The sequence below is a fragment of the Octadecabacter antarcticus 307 genome, assembly GCF_000155675.2.
GTDB classification, from domain to species: Bacteria; Pseudomonadota; Alphaproteobacteria; order Rhodobacterales; family Rhodobacteraceae; genus Octadecabacter; species Octadecabacter antarcticus.
Window position 1 is genome coordinate 2203900 of record NC_020911.1, and the last position, 21565, is coordinate 2225464.

Sequence of the window (21565 nt, forward strand, 5' to 3'; positions counted from 1 at the left end):
GTGAGGGAATAACCAGTGCGCAAGCTGCACGACCTTTGGGCACAACTCGGTGCGCAGCGCGGTCATCTGTTCGGTTGGACACCTGTTGTGCTGGGCCTCGGGATTTGTGGCTACTTCGCAGCGCAGAGCGAACCTGCGGCGATCACCTGTATTATGGTGCTGGGGTTCGGGCTGTTCGGGATTGCTGTGCAGCGGCTTTTGCCCGATGGCCTGCGCATCATCGTGGTTGGTATGGCGTTGCTTTTGGCGGGATTTGGGCTGGCCGGACTGCGCGCGAACGTCGTGGCAGAGCCGGTGTTGGGGTTTCGGTATTATGGCCCCATCCAAGGACGCATCATTGAAATTGACCGATCCGTATCAGACGCGGTGCGGTTGACGCTTGATCGTGTGGTGTTGGCGCGGATGGACGCCGCACACACACCCGCATCAGTGCGGATTTCGCTGCATGGCGATCAAGGGTTTATCACGCCGGAACCAGGGCAGGTGGTGTTGATGACGGGACATCTGTCGCCACCATCGGGCCCAGTAGAACCGGGTGGTTTTGATTTCCAGCGCATGGCGTGGTTCGAAGGGCTTGGTGCTGTCGGCTATACGCGCACCCCTGTTTTATTAGGGGCTGTGGCCAGTGAGGGGTCTGCGGGTCTGTGGGTCTATCGTCAAAGGGTCGCCATCAGTCGTGGGGTGCAGGACCGATTGGAAGGTGAATCAGGGGCCTTTGCCGCCGCGATCATGACGGGGGACCGATCCGGTATAGGGCAGAACAGTTTGACAGCGCTTCGGGCGTTCAATCTGGCGCATTTGTTAGCAATCTCTGGCATGCATATGGGCATTTTGGCTGCGTTCATATTCGCGACGTTGCGCTATGGATTCGCGCTGTGGCCATCGGCTGCACTGCGCTGGCCGACAAAGAAAATCGCCGCCAACGGTGCGCTGGTCGCGGCTGCTGGATATCTGGCGTTGTCGGGCGGCAATGTGTCAACGGAACGCGCATTCGTCATGGTTGCAGTGATGTTGGTTGCGGTTTTGTTTGACCGTCGTGCCCTGACGTTGCGGGCCGTCGCAATTGCGGCGTTGATCGTGCTGACGTTGCTGCCCGAAGCCCTGTTTGGCCCAGGGTTTCAGATGTCATTCGCTGCCACGACAGCCTTGGTCGCTGTGTTCGGTGTGATGCGCCAGTTAGACCTGCCGCGCGTACCACGATGGGCAAAATCCATTGGGGCGGTGTTTATTTCGTCGTTGGTGGCGGGGTTGGCGACAGCACCGTTTGCGGCGTTTCATTTCAATCAAATCGCGCAGCTTGGACTGATTGCGAACCTGATGTCGGTGCCTTTGATGGGCACGTTGGTGATGCCTGCGGCGGTCTTGGCCGCACTCCTTGCGCCCCTTGGGTTAGAAATGATCGGGCTTTGGGTGATGGATCTTGGCCTGCGCTGGATTTTGGGTGTGGCACATTTTGTCGCCGGTCAGGACGGTGCATTGCGACATGTGGTGACACCGGGGCCCGAGGTTTTGGCGCTGATCGCATTGGGGGGGATATTTGTGGTGCAGTGGCGCGGATCGATCAGGTTGGCAGGCGTGGCGCCAGTGATCTTGGGGTTCGCGCTTTGGCAGGTGGCGGAGCGTCCGGCGGTGTTGATCGCAGATTCGGGGTCTTTGATCGGAGTGATGACCGAAACTGGCCGCGATGTGTCAAAGGAGAGTGGTGAGTCGTTTGCCGCAGACAGTTGGCTAGAAAATGATGGCGCACCCGTTGAACAATGGGTGGCCTACGCGCGCGATGGATTGTTGGAACGGGGCCGCGCGGTGTCAGTGACGGTGGCAGGAACGCGGGTGTTGAACCTGCGCGGCGCCACGGCGTTGGCGGCGATTGACGGCTGTGGCGGCGCTGATATCGTGATCACCAATCAGGAAATGGGCGATATGGCAGGATGTGAGGTTTACGACGCGGTGCGCCTGCGCGAAACGGGCGCGATGGCGGGATGGGTCTTGTCGGGGAAATTACACCTGATCTCAGTGCGCGACCACACAGGAGAGCGGATTTGGAACACCGCATCCGTACGCCAGCGCGACCGGCTTTTGATGACCCTGTTCGCGCAAGCGTGGGACTAATTAATACGTTCGAATAAGGCCGACCAAACAGCCCTGAACCTTGACCTGATCATCGCGATACAGACGGGTTTCATAGGCAGGGTTCGCCGCCTCAAGTGCGATGGTGTTGCCGTTGCGACGATAGCGTTTCAGCGTGGCTTCCGCGTCTTCCACCAAAGCCACGACGATATCACCGGTCTGCGCGGTCGAGGTCTCACGGATCACCACGACATCGCCGTCATTGATCCCCGCGTCGATCATTGAATCGCCTTTAACTTCGAGGGCGTAATGTTCACCTTTGCCAACCATGGACGCCGGAACAGACACATTGTGGCTGATCTCAGAAATAGCGGCGATTGGCACACCCGCAGCAATGCGACCCATCACCGGCAGTTCAATAGCACCGCCAGTTTCAAGCGATTGCGCAGCACGTGGGCGGTTGCCTGGGCGGTCGCCATTAATCACGCGCGGATTAAAACCGGATGCCGCATCAAGCTTGGTCTGCAATGCGTCGGGAAGTTTCACAATTTCAAGGGCGCGGGCACGGTGCGCGAGGCGGCGGATAAATCCACGTTCCTCAAGCGCAGTAATCAGGCGGTGAATACCGGATTTAGACCGTAAATCAAGGGCTTCTTTCATTTCATCAAAGCTTGGCGGGACACCATCGCGGGCGACGCGTTTTTGGATGAATTCTAACAGATCAAGTTGCTTCTTTGTGAGCATATGCGCTCTCCCTCAACACAATTTCCTTGGGAATGTTCTAGCCTTGTTCTCGTTTTGTGTCAATCTGTTCTATTTAGATCGGGTAGATTGTTACCGGATCGTCCACCGCTTTGGCGGGGTGATCTATCGGGCGCAGCAGCAGGCAATTGGCCTCGGCCAAGACGGTCAGCATAGAACTGTCTTGCTTGTCGAACGCGGTGACTGTGCGGGTGTTTTCACCTTCGCTATAGTGCGCACGCATATAATGGGCGCGCGGCCCACCGGCGGGTAGTGGCGCATCAAGGCGGGCAGTTACGCCGCGTGGAAGGACGTCCGATTGGCCAAGGGCGCGGCGCACCATCGGCAAGAGGAATAGATAGCCACAGACCACAGCAGACACCGGATTCCCCGGCAGTCCGAGGAAGGCCGTTGTGCCCTTCGCGCCCGCCATCAGCGGTTTGCCGGGGCGCATTGCGATCTTGTGAAAGCTGCGGGTCACGCCAAAGCGGTCCAACGCGGGCGCCACGAGATCATGATCACCCACCGACGCGCCGCCGATGGTGACGATGATGTCCGCCCCCCAATCGCTGGCCTGTTGCAGGATCGCATCAAGGGCATCCGGCGTGTCCAGCGCGATCGGCAGGATGTTGGGATTTGCCCCAGCGTCTCGCAGCATCGCCCGCAGCGCAAAGACGTTTGATGCGATGATTTGATCGGGCGCAGGATTGCCGCCTGGCATCAAGAGTTCATCACCTGTGGATATCAGCGCGACCTTCGGGCGGCGGGTCACGCGCAGGGTCGCGTGGTTCATCGCCGCAATGAGCGCGAGGTCGGAAGGCGTCAGCTTTCGTGGCGCCTCAAATATAAATTCCTTTGTAAAGTCAGCACCTTGTTGGCGGATATTATTGTTATTCATCGCGTCGGTGCCAAGGCTGATCGTGTCGTCAGTGCGGGTCACATTTTCCTGAATAACGACTTGTTCCGCGCCGCGTGGCACTGGTGCACCGGTAAAGATACGCACCGCTTGACCGGTTTTGACTGTGCCGCCCCAACCGTGCCCCGCCGCAGATTCCGCGATGACCGTGAGGGTGGCACTGACCTTTGCGTCGCTGCTGCGGATCGCATATCCATCCATCGCAGAGGCGGGGAACGGTGGCTGGTCACGTTTGGCCTGCACAGGGTCCGCCAGAGTGCGGCCATGGGCATCAGCAAGCGCGACAGTTTCTGTTGGTCCGGTTTGGACAAGCGCGAGGCATAGCGCCTGCGCCTGTTCAACGGTGATCATTGCGCAAAACGGCCGGATTTACCGCCGTCTTTCAGGGTCACACGCAGCCCGCCGATTTCCATGTCTTTTTGCGCCGCCTTCAGCATGTCATAGACCGTGAGGGCGGCGATTGAGGCCGCGGTAAGGGCCTCCATTTCGACACCGGTTTGTCCGGTGGTTTTAACTGTCGCTTGTATGCGCACACCGGGGAGCGTGGGGTCGGGCGTCAGATCTACCGCAACCTTTGTGATCGCCAGTGGGTGACACAGCGGGATCAGGTCCGATGTCTTTTTTGCGCCTTGAATACCCGCAATACGGGCGATGCCAAGCACATCACCCTTTTTTGCAGTGCCTGCGGTAACATGGGCCAGCGTTTCAGGTGACATCTTAATCCAAGCGACGGCAGTTGCGATGCGCGATGTCACGTCTTTGGCGGACACATCGACCATGTGCGCCTGTCCCTGTGCGTCAAAATGGCTTAGCTTATCGTGCATCTTTTCAGCCACTTACATACCACCCATGATGTCTGGGCTGGCCAGCAATCTGCGGGTGGCGGCGGCCACGTCGTCTTGGCGCATCAGGCTTTCGCCGATAAGGAAACTGCGCGCACCATAGCGCGCCATGTCCGCTAAGTCAGCAGCGGTGTTCAGCCCGCTTTCGCAAACGATTGTGCGGTCGGCAGGGACCAGACGCGACAGGGTGCGCGTGGTGTCCAAAGTGGTTTCGAACGTGTTGAGGTTGCGGTTGTTGATGCCCATCAAGGGGGATTTGAGGGCGCTGGCGCGGTCCAGTTCCGCCTCGTTGTGGACTTCGAGCAGGACATCCATCTTCCAATCCAGCGCTGCGGCTTCCAGTTCAGCGGCCTGTGCGTCGCTGACGGTGGCGAGGATGATCAGGATCGCATCGGCCCCAAGGGCGCGGGCTTCGACGACCTGATAGGGATCATACATGAAGTCTTTGCGCAGGGCTGGCAGGTCAACAGCGTCGCGCGCTGCGGTCAGGAACTCATCGTGGCCTTGGAAGGACGGACCGTCGGTCAGCACGCTTAGACAGGTGGCACCACCAAGTGCGTAGGCAATGGCCAGTTCGGGCGGGTTAAAATCTGCGCGGATCAAGCCTTTGGAGGGGCTCGCCTTTTTGATCTCTGCGATCAGGCCATAACCTTCGCGACCGGCGTTGATCAGGCGATCAGCAAAGCCACGCGTCGGGGACGCGGCGCGGGCGGTGATTTCCAGATCGGCCAGTGGGCGTGCCTGTTTACAAGCAGCAATATGGTCGAGTTTGTAGGCTTTGATTTTGTCTAGGATATCCATAGATGCATTGTTAGCGCCGCTGGCTGGCGGGTGCAATTGCGCGTGCCGCGGGCGGCGGGAAAATTTGTACAAATTTTGCGCTGCGCGGCGATGTTTAGGGCGATGTGTGGTGCCGCGAGGGGGATGTTGCGGGCGCGCGCTGCCCCCGTCTTGCGGACACCCCTAGGATATTTTTAAATAAAGACGGGTGAAGGGGTCTTTAACTTTAGCCTTGGGTGATTTTGGCGAGTGTCTCGATGGCTGTTTTGGCGGCACCGCTGTCGATGCTTTCTTTGGCCATTTCCACACCGGCCTTAAGGCCTTCGACCTTTCCCGCCACCAGCAATGCGGCGGAGGCGTTGAGCAGCACCGCGTCGCGATACGCGGAGGGGGCCCCGTTCAGCAGGGCGCGGAAGGCTTTGGCGTTGTCTGCGGGTGAGCCGCCTAAAATAGCGTGGAACGGATGCACGGGCAGTCCCGCGTCCTCGGGATGGACTTCGCGCGCGGTGATCATCCCCTGCGACAGGGCCGCCACAGACGTCGTGCCGCAGATCGTGATTTCGTCTGTGCCGTCTGATCCATGGACAAGCCAAGCGGCGTCCGTCCCCAGTTCTTTGAGGGTTTCGGCCATTGGGAAAATCAAATCAATCGCAAAGGCCCCTGTCAGTTGGCGTTTGACACCTGCCGGATTGGTCAGTGGCCCCAGTATGTTGAAAATTGTTTTGCAGCCCAATTCCTGGCGGGTGGGCATCACGTGTTTGATCGCGGGATGATGCATCGGGGCCATCATAAAACCGATACCCGCCTGCGCAATGCAGCGTTCGACCACATCTGGGCCGACCATGACATTGACACCCATTTCCCCAAGTGCGTCTGCAGCACCTGACAGCGATGACAGATTGCGGTTGCCGTGTTTGGCGACGGGCACGCCTGCGCCCGCGACCACAAAGGCGGTGGCGGTTGAAATGTTGAGCGTGCCTTTGCCGTCCCCGCCTGTGCCAACGATGTCCATCGCACCCTCAGGGGCGTTGACGGGCACGCAGCGGGCGCGCACGGCGCTGGCTGCTGCGGCGTATTCGGCAACAGATTCGCCGCGTGCGCGCATCGCCATCAACAGACCGCCGATTTGGGAAGGTGTCGCAGTACCTTCAAATAGGGCGTCGAATGCCATTTCCGCTTGTGCACGGCTGAGCGGGCCTTCTGAGGCGGCATAGATCAGGGGTTTCATCATATCGCTCATGCTGGGACTTTCGGTTTTGTGGGCATCGTGTTCAGGAAGTTTTGCAGCATCGCGTGACCGTGTTCGGACTTAATGCTTTCGGGGTGAAATTGCACGCCGTGGATCGGCAATTCGCGGTGTCGCAAGCCCATGATCGTACCATCGCTAAGTTCGGCGGTGATTTCCAGACAATCGGGCAGCGTGTCGCGATCAACCGTGAGGGAATGATAGCGCGTTGCCTCAAACGGGGTGGGCAGGCCTTTAAACACTGACTTGCCGCTGTGATGCATCGTGCCCATTTTCCCATGGACAATTTCGTGGCAGCGCACAACGTTGCCGCCAAATGCTTCGCCAATGGTCTGATGACCAAGGCACACGCCCATCAGCGGGGTTTTGGTTTCGGCGGCGGCTTTGGTAAGCGCTAGACAAATGCCAGCTTGCGCGGGGTCGCAGGGCCCGGGCGACAGCACAATGCCGGATGCGCCCATGCCCATTGCCGTCTCAACATCAATCGCGTCATTGCGTTTTACGACAACATCCACACCAAGTTCGCCGAAATAATGCACCAAATTGTACGTGAAACTATCATAGTTATCGATCAAGAGAAGCATGGAATTGCCACCTTTTGGATGGGTTAAATTGGGGCTACTTTCGCGTCAACGCCCCTTGTATAGTGTCGCCATACATGGGCCGGAGCGCAAGTTGCGTCAAGGGCTGCATTGCACCCCAAGCTGGCCCACAAGAGGCTGGTTGGGACGGACAAAAGAGGTGACGAGCGTATGCGTGGAGTGATAGGTGGAATTTTTACTGGCTGTTTGGTGTCCACACTGGGCTTGGGCGTTGCATCCGTTGTGAGCGAGCTGCCCGCAGGAGTGACACCACCTGAGGCGCCCTTGGTTGAGGCACCAATGGTGGCCCCCGTCGCGACTGACGCAGTCGAGGTGCGCACGCCGTCAACGCCGGTTGGTAGTCTTTCCATTCAAGAACCACAGGCACCGGATTTGCCCGACGGCGAGGCGGCGATTGTGGACCCCGGTGCGCCGCAACTTTCGACGCCAGAAACCCAAGCGCCGCGGGCAGATACTGACCCGCTTGATGAGCCTGAAGGTTTGTCGATTGAGGGTGCGATGACCGCGCCGGATGCCCCAGAAAACGCCATTGTGCTGGCCCAACCCGTTGATCCGGTGTTGCCAAACCCGCAGTCGTTGGCGCCAGAAACACCTGTGAGTGAGGCGGATTTGACCATTTCGACCACTCCCGCGCCGCCGACCGTCGTGGTTGAACCTGAGGTGGATGAGGGTTTTGTTGTTGTGGACGAACCAACGGCTTTGGAAGTTCCCGTGCAGCCGGCTAACGACACGTTCGTGGTGGATCTAGGGGCCAATTCCGATACAGCACCAGAGGGGCTTGACGACGTCGCCGCAGACCCGCCTGCAGATGAAGGTTTGGCTGCTGTTGTCCCGAGTGAGGAGCCGCCTGTTGTGCCGCGACTACTTTTGCAGGGCGGCGGAAACACCTTACTGAGTGAGCGCGTGAGCGGTGTGACTGTTCGCCGACCTTTAGAAGATGAAGCCGTCGCTGCGCAGGGCGAAACAGAGGCCGCCACGCAGATGAACGCGCTGGTTGATTTCGCTGCCGCGTCGGGTGACGTTGGATCAAAGCCGCTGCTGTCGATTGTTTTGATTGATGACGGGTCCATGTCGGCTGCGGCAGCAGCCTTGGCCGGGTTGTCGTTTCCGGTAACGATTGCGCTTGATCCGGGTCAGGACGACGCGCGCGCATTGATGGCGATGTATCGCGATGACGGATTTGAGGTCGCGGTTTTGGCCAAGCTGCCTAAGGGCGCATTGCCGAGCGATGTGGAGATCACATTCGAGAGTGTTTTCAGTACTTTGCCAGAATCGATTGCGGTGCTTGATATCGGTAACGGTGGCTTGCATTCGGATCGGAACCTGGCCGATCAGGCGATGAATATTCTTGCATCGCAAGGGCGTGGTTTCGTGACTGTTGGCCAAGGATTGAACATGGCGGGACGGGCCGCTGAACAGGCGGGTGTGCCTGTGGCGGTGGTGTTCCGCGATCTAGACAGTGATGGTCAGGACGCGCGTGTGGTGCGCCGGTTCGTGGATCAAGCAGCGTTTCGCGCCCGTCAGGAAAGCGGCGTTGTGCTGGTGGGCCGTGTGCGGGCCGACACGATTTCGGCGTTGATCCTATGGGGGTCTGCCAACCAAGATGAGCAAGTTGCGATTGTTCCGCTGAGTGCGATTTTGAACGCGCAGTAAAGCCAAAAAACGGGTGGCACACAGCGTACACCGCGCGTGCACAACCTATGCACATCGCGTGTGTGTAATCCGAGCTATGAATTGCCCGATCTGAACATCGCCGCATCTGCTGCTGCGCGCCGGATCGCGTTGGATTTGTGCACGGTCTCCATGTATTCAGCTTCGGGGTTGCTGTCATAGACAACACCGCCGCCTGCCTGGATATACAACTGGTCGCCCTTGAGCACGGCGGTGCGCAGTGCAATGCACATGTCCATGTCACCGTTGGCCGAAAAATAGCCGCAACCGCCGCCGTAAAGTCCGCGCTTTTCAGGTTCAAGTTCGTCGATAATTTCCATCGCGCGAACCTTGGGCGCGCCGGAAACTGTGCCCGCTGGCATACCGGCAAAGAACGCTGACAGCGCATCTTGGTCGTCGGCCAATTCACCCACGACGTTGGACACGATGTGCATAACGTGGCTGTAGCGTTCGACAATGAATTGTTCGGTTGGGCGCACGGTGCCGACTTTGCAGACTTTGCCAGTGTCGTTGCGGCCCAGATCAAGCAACATCAGATGTTCAGCCAGCTCTTTTTGGTCGGCCAGCAAATCGGCCTCGAATGCGTTGTCTTCTTCCGGCGTTGCCCCGCGGGGCCGCGTGCCTGCGATGGGGCGAATGGTGACTTCCGAGCCGAACACGCGGACCAGAATTTCGGGGCTGGCACCGATGACCTGATAATCGCCATAGTTGAAATAGAACATAAACGGCGAGGGGTTGGTGCGCCGTAAGCTGCGATACAACGCAAAGGGCGGTTCACTGTAGGTTTGGGTCCAGCGCTGCGACGGTACGACTTGGAAAATATCGCCCGCGCGAATGTAGTCTTTGGCTTGCTCAACGGCGTCCATGTAACCCGATTTGGTGAAGTTTGACACCGGGTCGGGGACGTCGGCGGCGTGGCCTAGGGCGCGTTCGGTTAAGGGAACGGGCAATTCCAGCGCGCGCTGTGCGTCCATCACCCGTTCACCGGCTTGCGCGTAGGCGGCTTTGGCGGACAGGCCTGAGGCTGCGTAGGCAGGTGCCACCAGAATGACTTCGCCTTTTACGCCGTCCAGCACAGCCATAACAGACGGGCGCAGCATCACAGCGTCCGGCAGGCCAAGCGGGTCGGGGTTTATATTGGGCAGGTGTTCAACCAGCCGGATCATATCATAGCCGAGGTACCCAAACAGGCCAGCACTGGCGGCTGGAAGGTCGGCGGGCAAATCAATCCGGCTTTCAGCGATCAGGTTGCGCAAATTATCGAGGGGATCACCGGATTGATCCACAAATCCATCATCATCAAAGCGCGCATCGCGGTTGATGCGGCTTTGCGTACCGTGACAGTCCCAAATCAGATCGGGTTTCATACCGACAATGGAATAGCGGCCCCGAATTTCGCCACCGGTAACGGATTCAAGCAAAAACGCGTGTTTGCCTGCCGATGTGAGTTTCAACATCAGGGACACCGGCGTGTCGAGATCGGCAGTCAAACGGGTGTAGACGATCTGGCTTTCGCCTGCGTCATACCCCGCTTTGAAAGTGTCGAAATCGGGCGTCATGATTTAGCGGAAATTCGTGTGAACGGCGTTGCGTGCTTGTTCGTTGACTTGCACATCGGTGCGCAACTGGACGGTCCGACTATAAAGTTCATAAATGTCCAGCGCGATGCCTTCGCCCGCCGTTTCTGCGACGGCAGCGACTTCGGCAGTGTAGGCTTCGTCAGATGTGTTGGCGGCTGTGATTGCGTCCAGCCGCACGATGATTGCGCCGGCCCCATTGGGCAGTACTTGCACGTCGCCGATAGCCATTTCGAACACATCCGTCAGGAAAGATCTTGGTGCGCCATTGATAAAGCCACGCCGCGTGATGTTGTTGTCTTGGATCGCGTTGAGGTCAAGGAATGCGAAGTCCTGCACTGCGGACATCAACTGTGCCTGCTTGCTTTCGGCGGCCGCAATGACCGCTGCGGTGGTTTCTTGTGCTTCCCAGCCAGCAACGACCTGTTCTCGGATGTCATCCAGAGGGATCAGCGCCGGTGCACGCACTTCGATCACGTCAACGGCAAACAACCCGCCATCATCGAGGTCCGCCAATTCGGGGAAATCACTGACGTCTTGCGTCGCGGCAACGTCATGAAAGGCGGCGTAGGCGGCAATGTCGTTTGTGGTCTGGTTGGTATAGTCGAGATTTCCCAATATCATGTCGGTTTGGTCAACCAAGTTGTCCAAAGACGCGCCACCAGCCAGCAAGTTGGTGATCGGGTCAATCTGGTCTTCGATCACGCGGCGCGCACGGGCGGCCGATTGGTCTTCGCGCAAATCGGGCAAAGCGTCCTCAAACGTGGTATTTTGTGCGGCGAGGACCGCGTTCATCCGAAACAGGGCCGGGCCAAGATCAGTCATGAACGGGCCGGACACATCGCCGGTTTGGGATGCAAACACACCCGCACCTGCGTCGCCCAATTCAGCGAGCGTGACATCGCCGCCATCGACGTCTTCAAGGCTGAGGCCGCGATCGGCAACCAATTGCGGGAACGTGGTGTCGCCCGCGTTGATCGCATCAAGTGCAGTTTGCGCCGCGGCGTCATTTGAGAAGATCAAACGTTCGATGAGGCGGCGTTCGGCCTGCACGAATTCGTCAATGCGGTCGTCGTATTCGGCGCGCAATTCATCTTCGTCCACTGGCATATCATCTTGGATCATCGCAGGTGTGATCCACGCAAAGCGCAGCACGCGGGTTTCCAAGCTGGTGTAGATATCCGGATTGGCGTCGTAGTGCGCCTGTAAATCAGCCTCACTTGGCTCTGGCAGGGTGATTTCAATGTCAGTGGCGGTCAGTGGTGCCCATGTAAACGTGCGCCCCTCGCGCACGAACTTCGCAACGGTGTCACCATATGTGGCTGGATCCGGGACGCCGGCGTAGACCGCACTTTGCAGCAAGGCGCGCGCCGCGCCTTCGCGCAGGCCAGTTTCATATTCACGCACGTTCATGCCGTTGCGCGACAGTGTTTCGCGGTAGGTTGTGCGATCAAAGGTCCCATCGAAGCCGCGAAAGTTCAGGTCGCCTAATACCTGTTGACTGACGACGCTGTCGCCGACCGACAGGCCAAGAACAGCGGCTTCGTTGTCGAGGCTGCGTTCTGCCACCACGATCTGCAACGCACGATCGGGAAGCTGTGCGCTTTGGGCTTCGGGGAATGAAATTGTGCGGCCTGCTTGGGAGCTGCCAATTCTGATCTGGGTTTGCAATTCTTGGAAATAGCGCTGTGCGGACAGGGTTTTGTCACCCACCGCCCCGATGGATTGCAGGTTGCCCGACAGGCCGGATGCCCCAAAGCCCATGAGCCCCACAAACAGCAGGCCCAGAATGATCCAGACGAAGAAGTTTTTCGTTTTGCCTTTAGCCATGATGCAATCGCCCAAATATTAAGTCAGAATTTACGTTTGCAACTGAATAGGCGGCGCGTGGACGGGGTGCAAGCGGACTTAGGGCTGATATACCACCAGACGGTCAAACAATGCCGTTATCCCCGCACGATCCATATTGGCGAACGCGATCCGCAAGTGCTGCTGTCCACCACCATCGGGCATAAAGAAGGTTCCGGGTAACGTGAGGACGCCTGCGCGTTTCACGAGGTCCTGTGCCAGCGCATCAGAGGCCATATCAAACGGATGGCGCATATAGGCAAAATACGCGCCGCAGCCTTCCAAAACCCATCCCTTGGTTGCAAGCCGTGGAAAATGGTCCGCAATAGCGGCGCTGCGATCCAGAATTTCGCGGCGTTCACCGGCAAGCCAATCGCGCAAGTTGCGCATGCCCCACAGGGCAGCGTGTTGGCCCAGTTGGTTGGGGCATATCGTGACCGTATCGAGGAACTTTTCGACTTCGGCCAAGCGTTCTGATGACGTGATCAAGGCACCGATACGGTGTCCTGTAAGACGATAGGCCTTTGAAAACGAATAAAGGTGGATCAGCGTGTCGTCCCAGTTCGGGTCCGCAAAGAGCGGATGCGGCGCGCCTGTTCTGCTGTCAAAATCGCGGTAGGTTTCGTCAATGATCAACGCGATATCGTGGCTGCGGGCCAGGTCTGCGAAGGCTTTCACAGTTTGCGCCGGATATTCCACGCCGCCCGGATTATTCGGGGTGACCAACGCAATGGCGCGGGTTTTGTCGGTGATAAGTGCTGCGGCATCGTTCGCGCTGGGGATCAGGCCGTCGGACGTGGCCAGTGGCACCGTTGTGACGCCTGCCATATCAAGCCACATGCGGTGGTTAAAATAATACGGCACAGGCAAAATGACCTCGTCGCCCTCAGCACACAGGGTTGAAATCGCGGCTGCAAATGCCTGATTGCAGCCGGATGTGATCGCGACGTTGTCGGGTGTGATGGTGCCACCGTAAGCCTGCGACCACTGCGCCGCGACTTCGCCGCGCAAGTCAGGCAGGCCAAGGACGGGGCCATATAAATGGGTTTCATCGTCTTCGACGATCATCCGCGCCATGGCTTGGCGCATCGCCAAAGGGGGGGGGTCGACGGGGGCGGCTTGGCTAACGTTAATAAGAGGGCGGGCGCTAAAATCGACGCCATCCAACCAGCGGCGCGCCTCCATGACGGGTGGCGAAAACGTGGTGCCGGTACGCGGGGTGTTTCGGCATATGTTTCGAGGGAGGGTCATGCGTGGCTCATTTCTGGGGGCCTCCGGCGGGAGTTTTTTGGCCAAGATGAAGTCTGGAGCCAATCCGCTTCATCGTGGCCAAGAAACTTTCCCCGAAGGGCCGGTTTCAGTCTTTGCCGCGATATGGTTCGACGTATTGCAACGCCATGTCCCACGGGAAGAAAATCCATGTGTCTTGGGACACGCCAGTGATGAACGTATCGACCTGCGGTTCGCCTTCGGGTTTGGCATAAACTGTGGCGAAATGCGCGTTTGGATATTGCGCGCGCACCAGTTCAAGGGTTTTGCCGCTGTCCACCAGATCATCAATCACCAGAATGCCGGTTCCGTCGCCCATCATCGCGGCGTCGGGGGATTTCAAAACCTTAGCTTCGCGGCGCTTGTCGGCAGCACCGCCGCCGGAATAATACGAGATAACCGAAATTGTATCGACCGTGCGAATATCGAGTTCGCGCGCCACAATCATCGCTGGGGCCATGCCGCCACGGGTGATCGCGACGATGGCTTTCCACCCGCCGTTGTCTGGACCTTTGCCGTCCAGCCGCCAAGCAAGCGCGCGGCTGTCGCGGTGGATTTGATCCCAAGAGATATGGAAACCTTTTTCGTGGGGCAGGCGGCTTTCGTCTTTAGTGGTCATGGCGGCGGTCCTTATTGGAGATAGGGCAGTGGCATTATTCAGATACGCAAGTGAACCCAGAGGAGGTGTCAAAACATCTGGTGACTTTGCCACCAGTCGCTCTCGCGCGACCCGTATAGTAAGCTTGCACACAAGCGTCTTGATATGCTTTGTCGATCTCGGTCAGCATAATGGGCAACCCTTTGCCGTCGTCAGCACGTCTTCGTCACATGACGCGAGTGTCGTTACCGCAATCAGAGCAATATCTATCCTGTGCATCTTAATCTTCCATTTCCACCGCAAAACCTAGTCTTTGTTGGGGGACATATCGGGAGCGTCGACGGCTTTCATGCCAACGACATGGTATCCCGCATCGACGTGATGGACCTCACCCGTTACGCCTGAGCTGAGGTCAGATAGCAGGTACAAGGCCGACCCGCCCACTTCGTCGATGGTGACGTTTTTGCGCAGGGGCGAGTTGTATTCGTTCCATTTCAGGATGTAGCGGAAATCGCCTATACCAGAGGCGGCCAGAGTTTTGATCGGGCCTGCAGAAATTGCGTTGACGCGGATGCCGTCCTTGCCGAGGTCTTCGGCCATGTAGCGCACCGAGGATTCCAAGGCGGCTTTGGCAAGCCCCATAACATTGTAGTGCGGCATGATCCGTTCGGCGCCGTAATATGTCAGCGTTATGGCGCTGCCGCCCTTGTTCATCATCTTTTCGGCGCGCTGCATAACTGCGGTGAATGAATACACAGAGATATCCATCGTCATCATGAAATTGGCGCGGCTGGTGTCGACGTAACGGCCCCTGAGTTCATTTTTATCTGAAAATCCAATAGCATGAACCACGAAGTCAATGTTATCCCAGCGTGTCTTCAGGCCATCGAACAGCGCGTCGATCGACGCCTCATCGCCAACGTCACAGGGCAGAACAAAATCGGATCCAAGGGACGCGGCCAGCGGGACAACGCGTTTCTTCAAAGCATCCCCTTGGTACGAAAACGCCAGATCCGCGCCCGCATCCCCGAGGGCCTTTGCGATCCCCCAAGCGATGGATTTATCGTTGGCGAGGCCCATAATAAGGCCTCGTTTTCCCTGCATCAGATTAGATGACATAAATTCCCCTTCACATGATCGGACATTTGGCCGAGCCTCAAAGCCACACGTTGGCGGCTTCTGTTGATCGGGTGTAGGCGATCGCTGCGGGTGCTACAAGACTTCAGGCGCGGCGTTGTGGGCACTTGACCTGCCGGATGGTGGGGCCACTTATTGCGCCAACATTGATTTAAAAGGTACATGATATGACAGACCGCATCGGAATATTTGCAGGCGACAATCCTTTTGACATCGCGCGGGCATGGCTGGCTGAGGCACAAGTGTCAGAGCCCAATGACCCCAATGCCATAGCCTTATCCACAGTTGATGCAGACGGGATGCCGAATGCAAGGATTGTCCTGCTCAAAGATGTTGAGGACGACGGCTTTGTTTTTTACACCAATTACGGCAGCACCAAAGGGCAGGAACTTGATTTGTCAGGTAAAGCCGCCTTCGTGATGCATTGGAAATCCTTGCGGCGTCAGATCCGGGTGCGGGGCAGTGTGACGCGTGAAGACGGCCTGCAGGCGGATGCGTATTTCCAGTCGCGCCACCCCGAAAGCCGCCTTGGAGCGTGGGCGTCGCAGCAATCGCGCCCCCTGTCGTCGCGCGGTGCACTGGTGGCGCAAGTTGAAAAAGCCGCGGCTGAACAGGGGCCAGATCCGGTTCGCCCGCCGTTCTGGGGGGGCTTCCGAATCTGTCCGATCGAGATCGAGTTCTGGGCCGATGGCGCATCAAGGTTGCATGATAGGTTTAGGTGGTCGCGGCAAGGACGAGTAGGGCCTTGGGCGATTGATCGGCTTAACCCTTGATTTTCAATGCTGCTTAAGTGATTCTTCACATTACGTGGAGGTTGGTAGTAAGCTATACTTGTATTTTATCGTCCAAGAGTTCAGTTTTACGTCGATTGGAAAGTCCGCGGTTGTTTTTGTTGACGTGCGGGCAGGGATACAAAAATGAACGACAGTGATAACGGCAGTAACACCGACGGCTATGTCGCCGCGGGGCACATAAAATGGTTTGATGCGGTCAAAGGGTTTGGCTTCATTCTTGTGCAGGACGGCGGCGCAGATATTTTACTGCACGCCAATGTTCTGCGCAATTTTGGACAAAGTTCCGTTGCTGATGGGACAGGAATTGAAGTTTGGGTCGCGCAAACTGAGCGTGGCTTGCAAGCGGTTGAAATTCTGTCGATGGAACAAAACCTAGCCGTGGCTGGAACAGGGCTGGCTGACTTTGCCGAGTTTGATCCCGAAGACATCGCCGCGGCACCGATTGTACCCGCACGGGTCAAATGGTTCGACAAAGGCAAGGGGTTCGGGTTCGCAAATGTGTTTGGCGACGATGCTGACGTATTTGTGCATAACGAAGTCTTGCGCCTTGCGGGTCTTGCTGATTTGTTTTCCGGCGAAGCCATTGCGCTGCGGGCCATGCAAGGCAAACGTGGGCTCATGGCTGCTGAGGTTTTGCCATGGGAAAGCGCGGTTCCACAGCCTTTATAGGGGCGACATTCGCGACACTTGGTTTCGCGGGGGCGTCGTTTGCGGCCTGTTCGCAAGACACGGTATCTGTGCGCGGTGATTTCGGATCGGCGCAGTTTACGGTTGCCGTTGCTGACACGATCGCCGAACGGTCACTCGGTCTGATGTTCGTGGAACAGATGGCCACAATGCAGGGTATGTTGTTTGTCTACGAGCGGCCCCAGAGCGTCAGTTTCTGGATGCGCAACACACTTATCCCGCTCGATTTGGTTTTTGTTGATGAAACGGGTGTCATCCGCAACATGTCTGCGATGGCGCAACCCCTTGATGAGACGCCGATATTCGGTGGTTCCGACATCCAGTTCGTGCTTGAGATCAATGGCGGGCTGGCTGATCGGCTTGGGTTGGATGTTGGCGACGAGATGCAGCACATCAGTTTTGGCGCCGACGCTGTTTGGCCCTGCGCGCCAAGTTGAGAAATCAATTGAGAAAATTCGCATTTAGGGTCTTTGCAACCGCGCAAACACCCCTTAGACGGGGCCTTGGTTCGGGGCGTGGCGCAGCCTGGTAGCGCATCTGTTTTGGGAACAGAGGGTCGAAGGTTCGAATCCTTTCGCCCCGACCATATTACTAAAAGAAAACAATACCTTAGACGGGGTCAATTAATTGATCCCTTCTAAGGGTTTCCTGTAATAGCCAGCTAATAGCCTATGGATAGAGCGTGGCTATTAGACGGGCAGAGTGACAAAGACCGCCGTTCTCGCAAGTCCGAATGTTACTGCTTTGTGATGTGGATTTTTCCATCGGGGGCAGAAACAGCAGACGCAGTTTTGCATTGATTTTGGAACGAATATCAGTCTGTTAACTCGCAACTCAACTTTCTGGATTAACCTTGCTGTGTGCATCAATTCCTTGCGCGAATCGTTCAGCCGACACGACGCACTCAACACCCCGCCAATCTGAATGATCTCGCTTGTCTGTTCCCGAAAGCCGACATCAGCGGGGTGCGCAGCATGTAGGTTGGTCAGACGGCGGCTGTGCCGGACAAAGTGACATTTGGTCTTTGTTGGACCAAGGGCTGATTTTGGGAAACGGACGTCTAACCAATGGTGATTTCAACGTTCAACAAGCGGCCGTTTTTTGGGGGCAGTTTGGGAAAGTGTGTGGATGCAGCGAACGACAGCTCAGCTTCCGAAGAAAAGCAAACCTGAACAAAGCAACCAGATCATCCAATGAGGTAGTCTCAGCAAAGTTGCCGACGGTCTCTTTAACCAAAGGACTTGCACGACCCACACAATGCCCCAAAGGAAATAAAGAGCGCTCGCAAGTTGTAAGATCATGCTTTCACCGGGTCCGAGGTCCCAAAACACGATCGCAAACAAGAGCAGGGCTAATGCAAGTAGGTCGACGGCTAGCATCTGAAAAGCGCACATCGCCTGCACCCAAGATACCACCAACCTGTCGTCTTCTTTTGGGGCAATAGCAGCTGTTTCACGAGTTCCGCCAAAGACATGCGCCACGAAGGCAATCAAGGTGATGATGGCGACGATTAAGACAGAAATATTCATAGGTTCAGTGTCCATCTTTAGCTATTGGCATAGTCTAAACCTGCTGCTTCATCTTTGCCATCCACTTGGTAAATTTGCGACGCAAGGACCAGAGGCTATCCAAGAACGTTTAAAAGCCGAACAGCTGTTGAAGGTTTTCGCCTCTTCTGCGTTAGCGAACAGTCGCGCGTCTAGCAGCATCGGTCGACTTGGGCTTATTTTGTTGAAACAATCTTGTTGATTTGAGGCTTGGCCCCTGATTCAATTGTTCCTAACAACGGGGGATGATTTCGATGTTGGGGCCAAAGCAAGAGGCGCAGGGCGCGTTGTTTTATGCGTTCTCGATAGATAATCACGTTCCTCAGGATCATCTGCTGCGATCCATTGATCGGCTTGTCGATCTGTCTGGCATCCGCCAATATTTAGCCGATTTTTACAGCCATACTGGTCGCTGTCCATTGATCCAGAACTGCTGATCCGAATGCTGCTGGTTGGCTGCTGCCTCGGCATTCGGTCCGAACATCGCCTCTGCGAAGAGGTGCATCTGAACCTTGCTTACCGCTGGTTCTGCGGACTGGATCTGAGCGACAATGTGCCCAACCACTCAACCTTTTCCAAAAGCCGCCCCTCTCATGGCGCAAGCGCAAACGACTGCCGGGCAATGGATGTTGAGGCCACGCGGTCGATCCGTCAGGCCGAAGTCGGGTCCGTGCGCACGATGCAGGGATGGTTAGTGGATCGTGGCATCGCGCCGCACATCCCGGTCATTCACTGCCTAGGATGTGCAGGTTCACATGCACGAGAGGGGATAAGGCTGGCCGCACCGATGGCACCCTGAGCCGCGCTAATTTTGAGTGGGACCCGTAGGGCGACAAGTACATCTGCCCAGAAAGTCAGTCGCTCAAGCAGTTCCGCCGCAACTATTCCGATCCCAGTCGAGGCCCAACCACGACGGGCAGGACAAAATATCGTGGGCCTAAACTGATCTGTCAGGCCTGCCCATCCAAAGCCAAATGCTGCCCGAATACCGATGTTCGCAAGATCACCCGCGACGAACACGAAGACGCACGTCAAGTTGCCCGCGACACCGACTGCCCAGCGGTGCATGTTTACATGCATGAGAGGGGCCAAAATCAAACAATATGCCGTTTCAATGCGACTGCGAAAGAAGGTCGAAATGCTCTTCGTAAACCTCAAACGCATTCTTGGGTGGGGACGGCAGGTTGAGATAGCGAGGACCATGCGGCGCAAATGACGAATTCCTCCTCGCCGCGACCGCCCAAAACTGCCGCAAACTGGCCAAGATTTTTCCTGCACCGCAGAAAATGCGCAAAGCGTGATAGGAAAAGTGCTCGCGCCGTGTTCGACGCCCAACTTTCTGCACCAGCAACACCGTGTTTTTCGAAAAAGATCAGCGGCGAACGGGCTTTCGCTGCATATGCAAAACACGTGCTAAAGTGAGACGTCAACGTCTGGCTGTTGTTGTGGGTGGGCATGGAAGATTGGAGGATCAATCATGCCGACATCAAATTTACCGGTCATTCTCGCCCTGCGGCCCGCTTGGAACAAAGGTCGTATCGTCGGCCAGAAACTCCCGCTCAAGCCCAAACATGTCTGGGCGACCCGCGTACGATTCGAATTGGCCAAGAACACCCGAGACCTCGCGCTCTTCAACATGGCCATCGATAGCAAATTGCGCGGATGCGGCCCGGTAAGAGTGAAGGTCATCGATGTCATGGCACCGGGGCAGATCAAAGAACGGGCACCCGTCTTGCAAAGTAAAACTCAAAAGCCAGTTCGGTTTGAAATTTCTGAAGGCACGCGGGCATCGTTCGCAAAGTGGATGGATGATCCGTTGATGGTCAGGGCTGAATACCTCTGGCGCGCCCGGTTTCAGCAACGCCTGCACATCTCAACGCGCCAATACGCACGGATCATCAGGGGTTGGGTCAAATCCATCGACCTGGAACTAACGGCCTATGGAACGCATACCATGCGTCGGACCAAGGTTACCCAGATATACAAGAAGACAGAAAACTGCGCGCCGTTCAGCTTTTGTTAGGGCATACAAAGATGGATAGTACCGTTCGATAATTTGGCGTTGAATTGGTAGATGCAGTGGCGATTTCGGAAGCCATCGAAATCTAGATATTTGGGCCGTTTCACATGTGCGGCCCACACTGGCCATTGACCGACCCTTGGGACGTTGTGTGAAGCTTTCGTATTGCTGCCGGTCATGCGAGCACGAGAAACCTGACGCTTGGCCATCCTGTGTCCAAAGATGACCCAATTTACGATTAAAAGTAACCTTTGTGGCATTTTAGTCGTCAAATTTCACCGGGACCTTATGCCGCCGATCAACCGATAATTTAAACACGTCGGGACGCGCATAATGGCCCGTTGCATCGAACTTGCGCCGCGATGCTTTGGCTTTGTCGATATCAATTTCACACAACAGCAAGCCCTTTTCACGGTGCATTGGTCCGGCGGCGATCCCGCCAAACGGTTCATAGACAACTGCATCCCCAGAATTTACCCATTCATCCTTGTTTGGGAATAACGCGTCTAAGTGCGGCGTTTCCTTTGGAACATCACTTGCCTCCATTGCCGTCGCACAACCGATCACCCAACATCCGCCTTCTCGCGCGATATGTTGCATTGTGGCTAACCAAGTTTCCCCACTGTCCCAAGTTGGCGCGACATAAATATCGATATTTTGGGCATACAGGGCGTAACGGGCAAGCGGCATGTAGTTTTCCCAACAGAGCAACGCGCCAATTCGTCCGACAGCGGTGTCCACCACGTTTAGCCCAGACCCATCGCCAAAACCCCAAACCATGCGTTCCGGATTGGTTGGCATCAGCTTTCGGTGATTGTTCGCAATGCGACCATCCGCGTCGATAATTATGCATGAGTTGAAAATCGTGGACCCAGACACGGACCCGTCAATTTCTTGGTATCCTGCAACGATAACCATCCCATTTTCACGTGCGGCCTCTTGCAACGGGGCCATCTGGTTTCGGCTGAGATCAATGCAATTTGTCTGCAGCTTGGCGAACAGCTCGTCCGTTTTTCCCATGTCCGCACCCGGCGATAGACGCCAGACGAACGTGGGATATCCCGGAAGCCAAGCCTCAGGAAATACGATCAGCTTAGCGCCATCTCGCGCCGCTCGCTCCACGATTTCAATGGCCCGCGCCATGCTCGCGTCTAAGTTAAGGTAAACTGGAGGCTCTTGTACGACTGCGGTTTTCATGGCTGTTCCGTTCAAATGTGAATTTT

18 protein-coding genes, 1 tRNA gene and 2 pseudogenes are annotated in these 21565 nt (G+C 56.7%); 8 read left to right on the plus strand and 13 right to left on the minus strand.

The genetic code is table 11. The annotated features are described in order from the left end of the window. Window positions 1–15: 15 nt before the first annotated feature. Complete coding sequence (locus OAN307_RS11180) at window positions 16–2109, plus strand: ComEC/Rec2 family competence protein (RefSeq protein ID WP_015499856.1); 2094 nt, start codon at window positions 16–18, stop codon at window positions 2107–2109. Here the strand turns inward: OAN307_RS11180 and lexA are convergent, their stop codons facing one another. The 6 genes from lexA to OAN307_RS11210 form a co-directional block, all read right to left on the minus strand. Further along, window positions 2110–2811 (minus strand): transcriptional repressor LexA, encoded by a 702-nt coding sequence (gene lexA / locus OAN307_RS11185; RefSeq protein ID WP_015499857.1) that lies wholly within the window; start codon window positions 2809–2811, stop codon window positions 2110–2112. It lies immediately after the preceding gene. Window positions 2812–2884: 73 nt separating this feature from the next. Continuing rightward, window positions 2885–4075, minus strand: a complete 1191-nt coding sequence (locus OAN307_RS11190; RefSeq protein WP_015499858.1) for a molybdopterin molybdotransferase MoeA — start codon at window positions 4073–4075, stop codon at window positions 2885–2887. Then, a complete protein-coding gene (gene moaC, locus OAN307_RS11195) occupies window positions 4072–4548 on the minus strand; it encodes a cyclic pyranopterin monophosphate synthase MoaC (protein WP_015499859.1) in 477 nt (158 codons plus the stop codon). The genes OAN307_RS11190 and moaC overlap by 4 nt, the downstream gene beginning before the upstream one ends. Window positions 4549–4560: 12 nt before the next feature. Then, window positions 4561–5367: an indole-3-glycerol phosphate synthase TrpC gene (gene trpC / locus OAN307_RS11200; protein WP_015499860.1), complete on the minus strand. Its 807-nt coding sequence runs from the start codon at window positions 5365–5367 to the stop codon at window positions 4561–4563. Between the two features lie 205 nt (window positions 5368–5572). Then, window positions 5573–6586: an anthranilate phosphoribosyltransferase gene (trpD, locus tag OAN307_RS11205; RefSeq protein ID WP_015499861.1), complete on the minus strand. Its 1014-nt coding sequence runs from the start codon at window positions 6584–6586 to the stop codon at window positions 5573–5575. Continuing rightward, window positions 6583–7176: an anthranilate synthase component II gene (locus OAN307_RS11210; RefSeq protein WP_015499862.1), complete on the minus strand. Its 594-nt coding sequence runs from the start codon at window positions 7174–7176 to the stop codon at window positions 6583–6585. The genes trpD and OAN307_RS11210 overlap by 4 nt, the downstream gene beginning before the upstream one ends. A 168-nt stretch (window positions 7177–7344) precedes the next feature. On the opposite strand from OAN307_RS11210, the gene OAN307_RS11215 reads away from it, so the two are divergent. Further along, window positions 7345–8847 carry a divergent polysaccharide deacetylase family protein gene (locus OAN307_RS11215; protein WP_015499863.1) on the plus strand — a complete coding sequence of 501 codons (1503 nt, stop codon included), beginning with the start codon at window positions 7345–7347 and terminating at the stop codon, window positions 8845–8847. 74 nt (window positions 8848–8921) lie between these two features. Here OAN307_RS11215 and trpE read toward each other — a convergent pair whose 3' ends face one another. The 5 genes from trpE to fabI form a co-directional block, all read right to left on the minus strand. Then, window positions 8922–10424, minus strand: coding sequence for an anthranilate synthase component I (trpE, locus tag OAN307_RS11220; RefSeq protein WP_044043576.1), 1503 nt, complete (start codon window positions 10422–10424; stop codon window positions 8922–8924). A 3-nt stretch (window positions 10425–10427) separates the two neighbouring features. After that, window positions 10428–12272, minus strand: coding sequence for a peptidylprolyl isomerase (locus OAN307_RS11225; protein WP_015499865.1), 1845 nt, complete (start codon window positions 12270–12272; stop codon window positions 10428–10430). Window positions 12273–12350: 78 nt separating this feature from the next. Beyond that, window positions 12351–13541 carry an aminotransferase gene (locus tag OAN307_RS11230; RefSeq protein WP_144055559.1) on the minus strand — a complete coding sequence of 397 codons (1191 nt, stop codon included), beginning with the start codon at window positions 13539–13541 and terminating at the stop codon, window positions 12351–12353. 106 nt (window positions 13542–13647) lie between these two features. Next, window positions 13648–14178 carry a xanthine phosphoribosyltransferase gene (gpt, locus tag OAN307_RS11235; RefSeq protein ID WP_044043581.1) on the minus strand — a complete coding sequence of 177 codons (531 nt, stop codon included), beginning with the start codon at window positions 14176–14178 and terminating at the stop codon, window positions 13648–13650. A gap of 285 nt (window positions 14179–14463) precedes the next feature. Continuing rightward, window positions 14464–15276, minus strand: coding sequence for an enoyl-ACP reductase FabI (gene fabI / locus OAN307_RS11240; protein WP_015499868.1), 813 nt, complete (start codon window positions 15274–15276; stop codon window positions 14464–14466). A 185-nt stretch (window positions 15277–15461) separates the two neighbouring features. Here fabI and pdxH point away from each other — a divergent pair, with 185 nt between their 5' ends. The 4 genes from pdxH (at window position 15462) to OAN307_RS11260 (ending at window position 17361) form a co-directional block, all read left to right on the plus strand. Further along, a complete protein-coding gene (gene pdxH, locus OAN307_RS11245; RefSeq protein ID WP_015499869.1) occupies window positions 15462–16067 on the plus strand; it encodes a pyridoxamine 5'-phosphate oxidase in 606 nt (201 codons plus the stop codon). 144 nt (window positions 16068–16211) lie between these two features. After that, window positions 16212–16757, plus strand: a complete 546-nt coding sequence (locus tag OAN307_RS11250) for a cold-shock protein (protein ID WP_015499870.1) — start codon at window positions 16212–16214, stop codon at window positions 16755–16757. Then, window positions 16727–17212: a DUF192 domain-containing protein gene (locus OAN307_RS11255; protein ID WP_015499871.1), complete on the plus strand. Its 486-nt coding sequence runs from the start codon at window positions 16727–16729 to the stop codon at window positions 17210–17212. Before OAN307_RS11250 ends, OAN307_RS11255 begins: the two co-directional genes overlap by 31 nt. A gap of 72 nt (window positions 17213–17284) precedes the next feature. Then, window positions 17285–17361, plus strand: a tRNA-Pro gene (locus OAN307_RS11260). A 559-nt stretch (window positions 17362–17920) separates the two neighbouring features. Here OAN307_RS11260 and OAN307_RS11265 read toward each other — a convergent pair. After that, window positions 17921–18304 (minus strand): hypothetical protein, encoded by a 384-nt coding sequence (locus OAN307_RS11265; RefSeq protein ID WP_144055560.1) that lies wholly within the window; start codon window positions 18302–18304, stop codon window positions 17921–17923. Between the two features lie 272 nt (window positions 18305–18576). Here OAN307_RS11265 and OAN307_RS31280 point away from each other — a divergent pair. Both OAN307_RS31280 and OAN307_RS11275 read left to right on the plus strand, forming a co-directional pair. Further along, window positions 18577–18920: pseudogene (locus OAN307_RS31280) on the plus strand (transposase); the annotation flags it as partial. 879 nt (window positions 18921–19799) lie between these two features. Beyond that, a pseudogene (locus OAN307_RS11275) lies at window positions 19800–20377 on the plus strand (tyrosine-type recombinase/integrase). Window positions 20378–20603: 226 nt separating this feature from the next. Here the strand turns inward: OAN307_RS11275 and OAN307_RS11280 are convergent. Next, a complete protein-coding gene (locus tag OAN307_RS11280; RefSeq protein WP_015499874.1) occupies window positions 20604–21539 on the minus strand; it encodes a carbon-nitrogen hydrolase family protein in 936 nt (311 codons plus the stop codon). Between the last annotated feature and the right edge of the window lie 26 nt (window positions 21540–21565).

Excerpts from the sequence above, each read along its gene's own strand:
- lexA (WP_015499857.1), bottom strand. The coding sequence starts at position 2,811 with ATGCTCACAAAGAAGCAACTTGATCTGTTAGAATTCATCCAAAAACGC.
- OAN307_RS11190 (WP_015499858.1), bottom strand. The coding sequence starts at position 4,075 with ATGATCACCGTTGAACAGGCGCAGGCGCTATGCCTCGCGCTTGTCCAA.
- moaC (WP_015499859.1), bottom strand. The coding sequence starts at position 4,548 with ATGCACGATAAGCTAAGCCATTTTGACGCACAGGGACAGGCGCACATG.
- trpC (WP_015499860.1), bottom strand. The coding sequence starts at position 5,367 with ATGGATATCCTAGACAAAATCAAAGCCTACAAACTCGACCATATTGCT.
- trpD (WP_015499861.1), bottom strand. The coding sequence starts at position 6,586 with ATGAGCGATATGATGAAACCCCTGATCTATGCCGCCTCAGAAGGCCCG.
- OAN307_RS11210 (WP_015499862.1), bottom strand. The coding sequence starts at position 7,176 with ATGCTTCTCTTGATCGATAACTATGATAGTTTCACGTACAATTTGGTG.
- OAN307_RS11215 (WP_015499863.1), top strand. The coding sequence starts at position 7,345 with ATGCGTGGAGTGATAGGTGGAATTTTTACTGGCTGTTTGGTGTCCACA.
- trpE (WP_044043576.1), bottom strand. The coding sequence starts at position 10,424 with ATGACGCCCGATTTCGACACTTTCAAAGCGGGGTATGACGCAGGCGAA.
- OAN307_RS11225 (WP_015499865.1), bottom strand. The coding sequence starts at position 12,272 with ATGGCTAAAGGCAAAACGAAAAACTTCTTCGTCTGGATCATTCTGGGC.
- OAN307_RS11230 (WP_144055559.1), bottom strand. The coding sequence starts at position 13,541 with ATGACCCTCCCTCGAAACATATGCCGAAACACCCCGCGTACCGGCACC.
- gpt (WP_044043581.1), bottom strand. The coding sequence starts at position 14,178 with ATGACCACTAAAGACGAAAGCCGCCTGCCCCACGAAAAAGGTTTCCAT.
- fabI (WP_015499868.1), bottom strand. The coding sequence starts at position 15,276 with ATGTCATCTAATCTGATGCAGGGAAAACGAGGCCTTATTATGGGCCTC.
- pdxH (WP_015499869.1), top strand. The coding sequence starts at position 15,462 with ATGACAGACCGCATCGGAATATTTGCAGGCGACAATCCTTTTGACATC.
- OAN307_RS11250 (WP_015499870.1), top strand. The coding sequence starts at position 16,212 with ATGAACGACAGTGATAACGGCAGTAACACCGACGGCTATGTCGCCGCG.
- OAN307_RS11255 (WP_015499871.1), top strand. The coding sequence starts at position 16,727 with ATGGGAAAGCGCGGTTCCACAGCCTTTATAGGGGCGACATTCGCGACA.
- OAN307_RS11265 (WP_144055560.1), bottom strand. The coding sequence starts at position 18,304 with ATGAATATTTCTGTCTTAATCGTCGCCATCATCACCTTGATTGCCTTC.
- OAN307_RS11280 (WP_015499874.1), bottom strand. The coding sequence starts at position 21,539 with ATGAAAACCGCAGTCGTACAAGAGCCTCCAGTTTACCTTAACTTAGAC.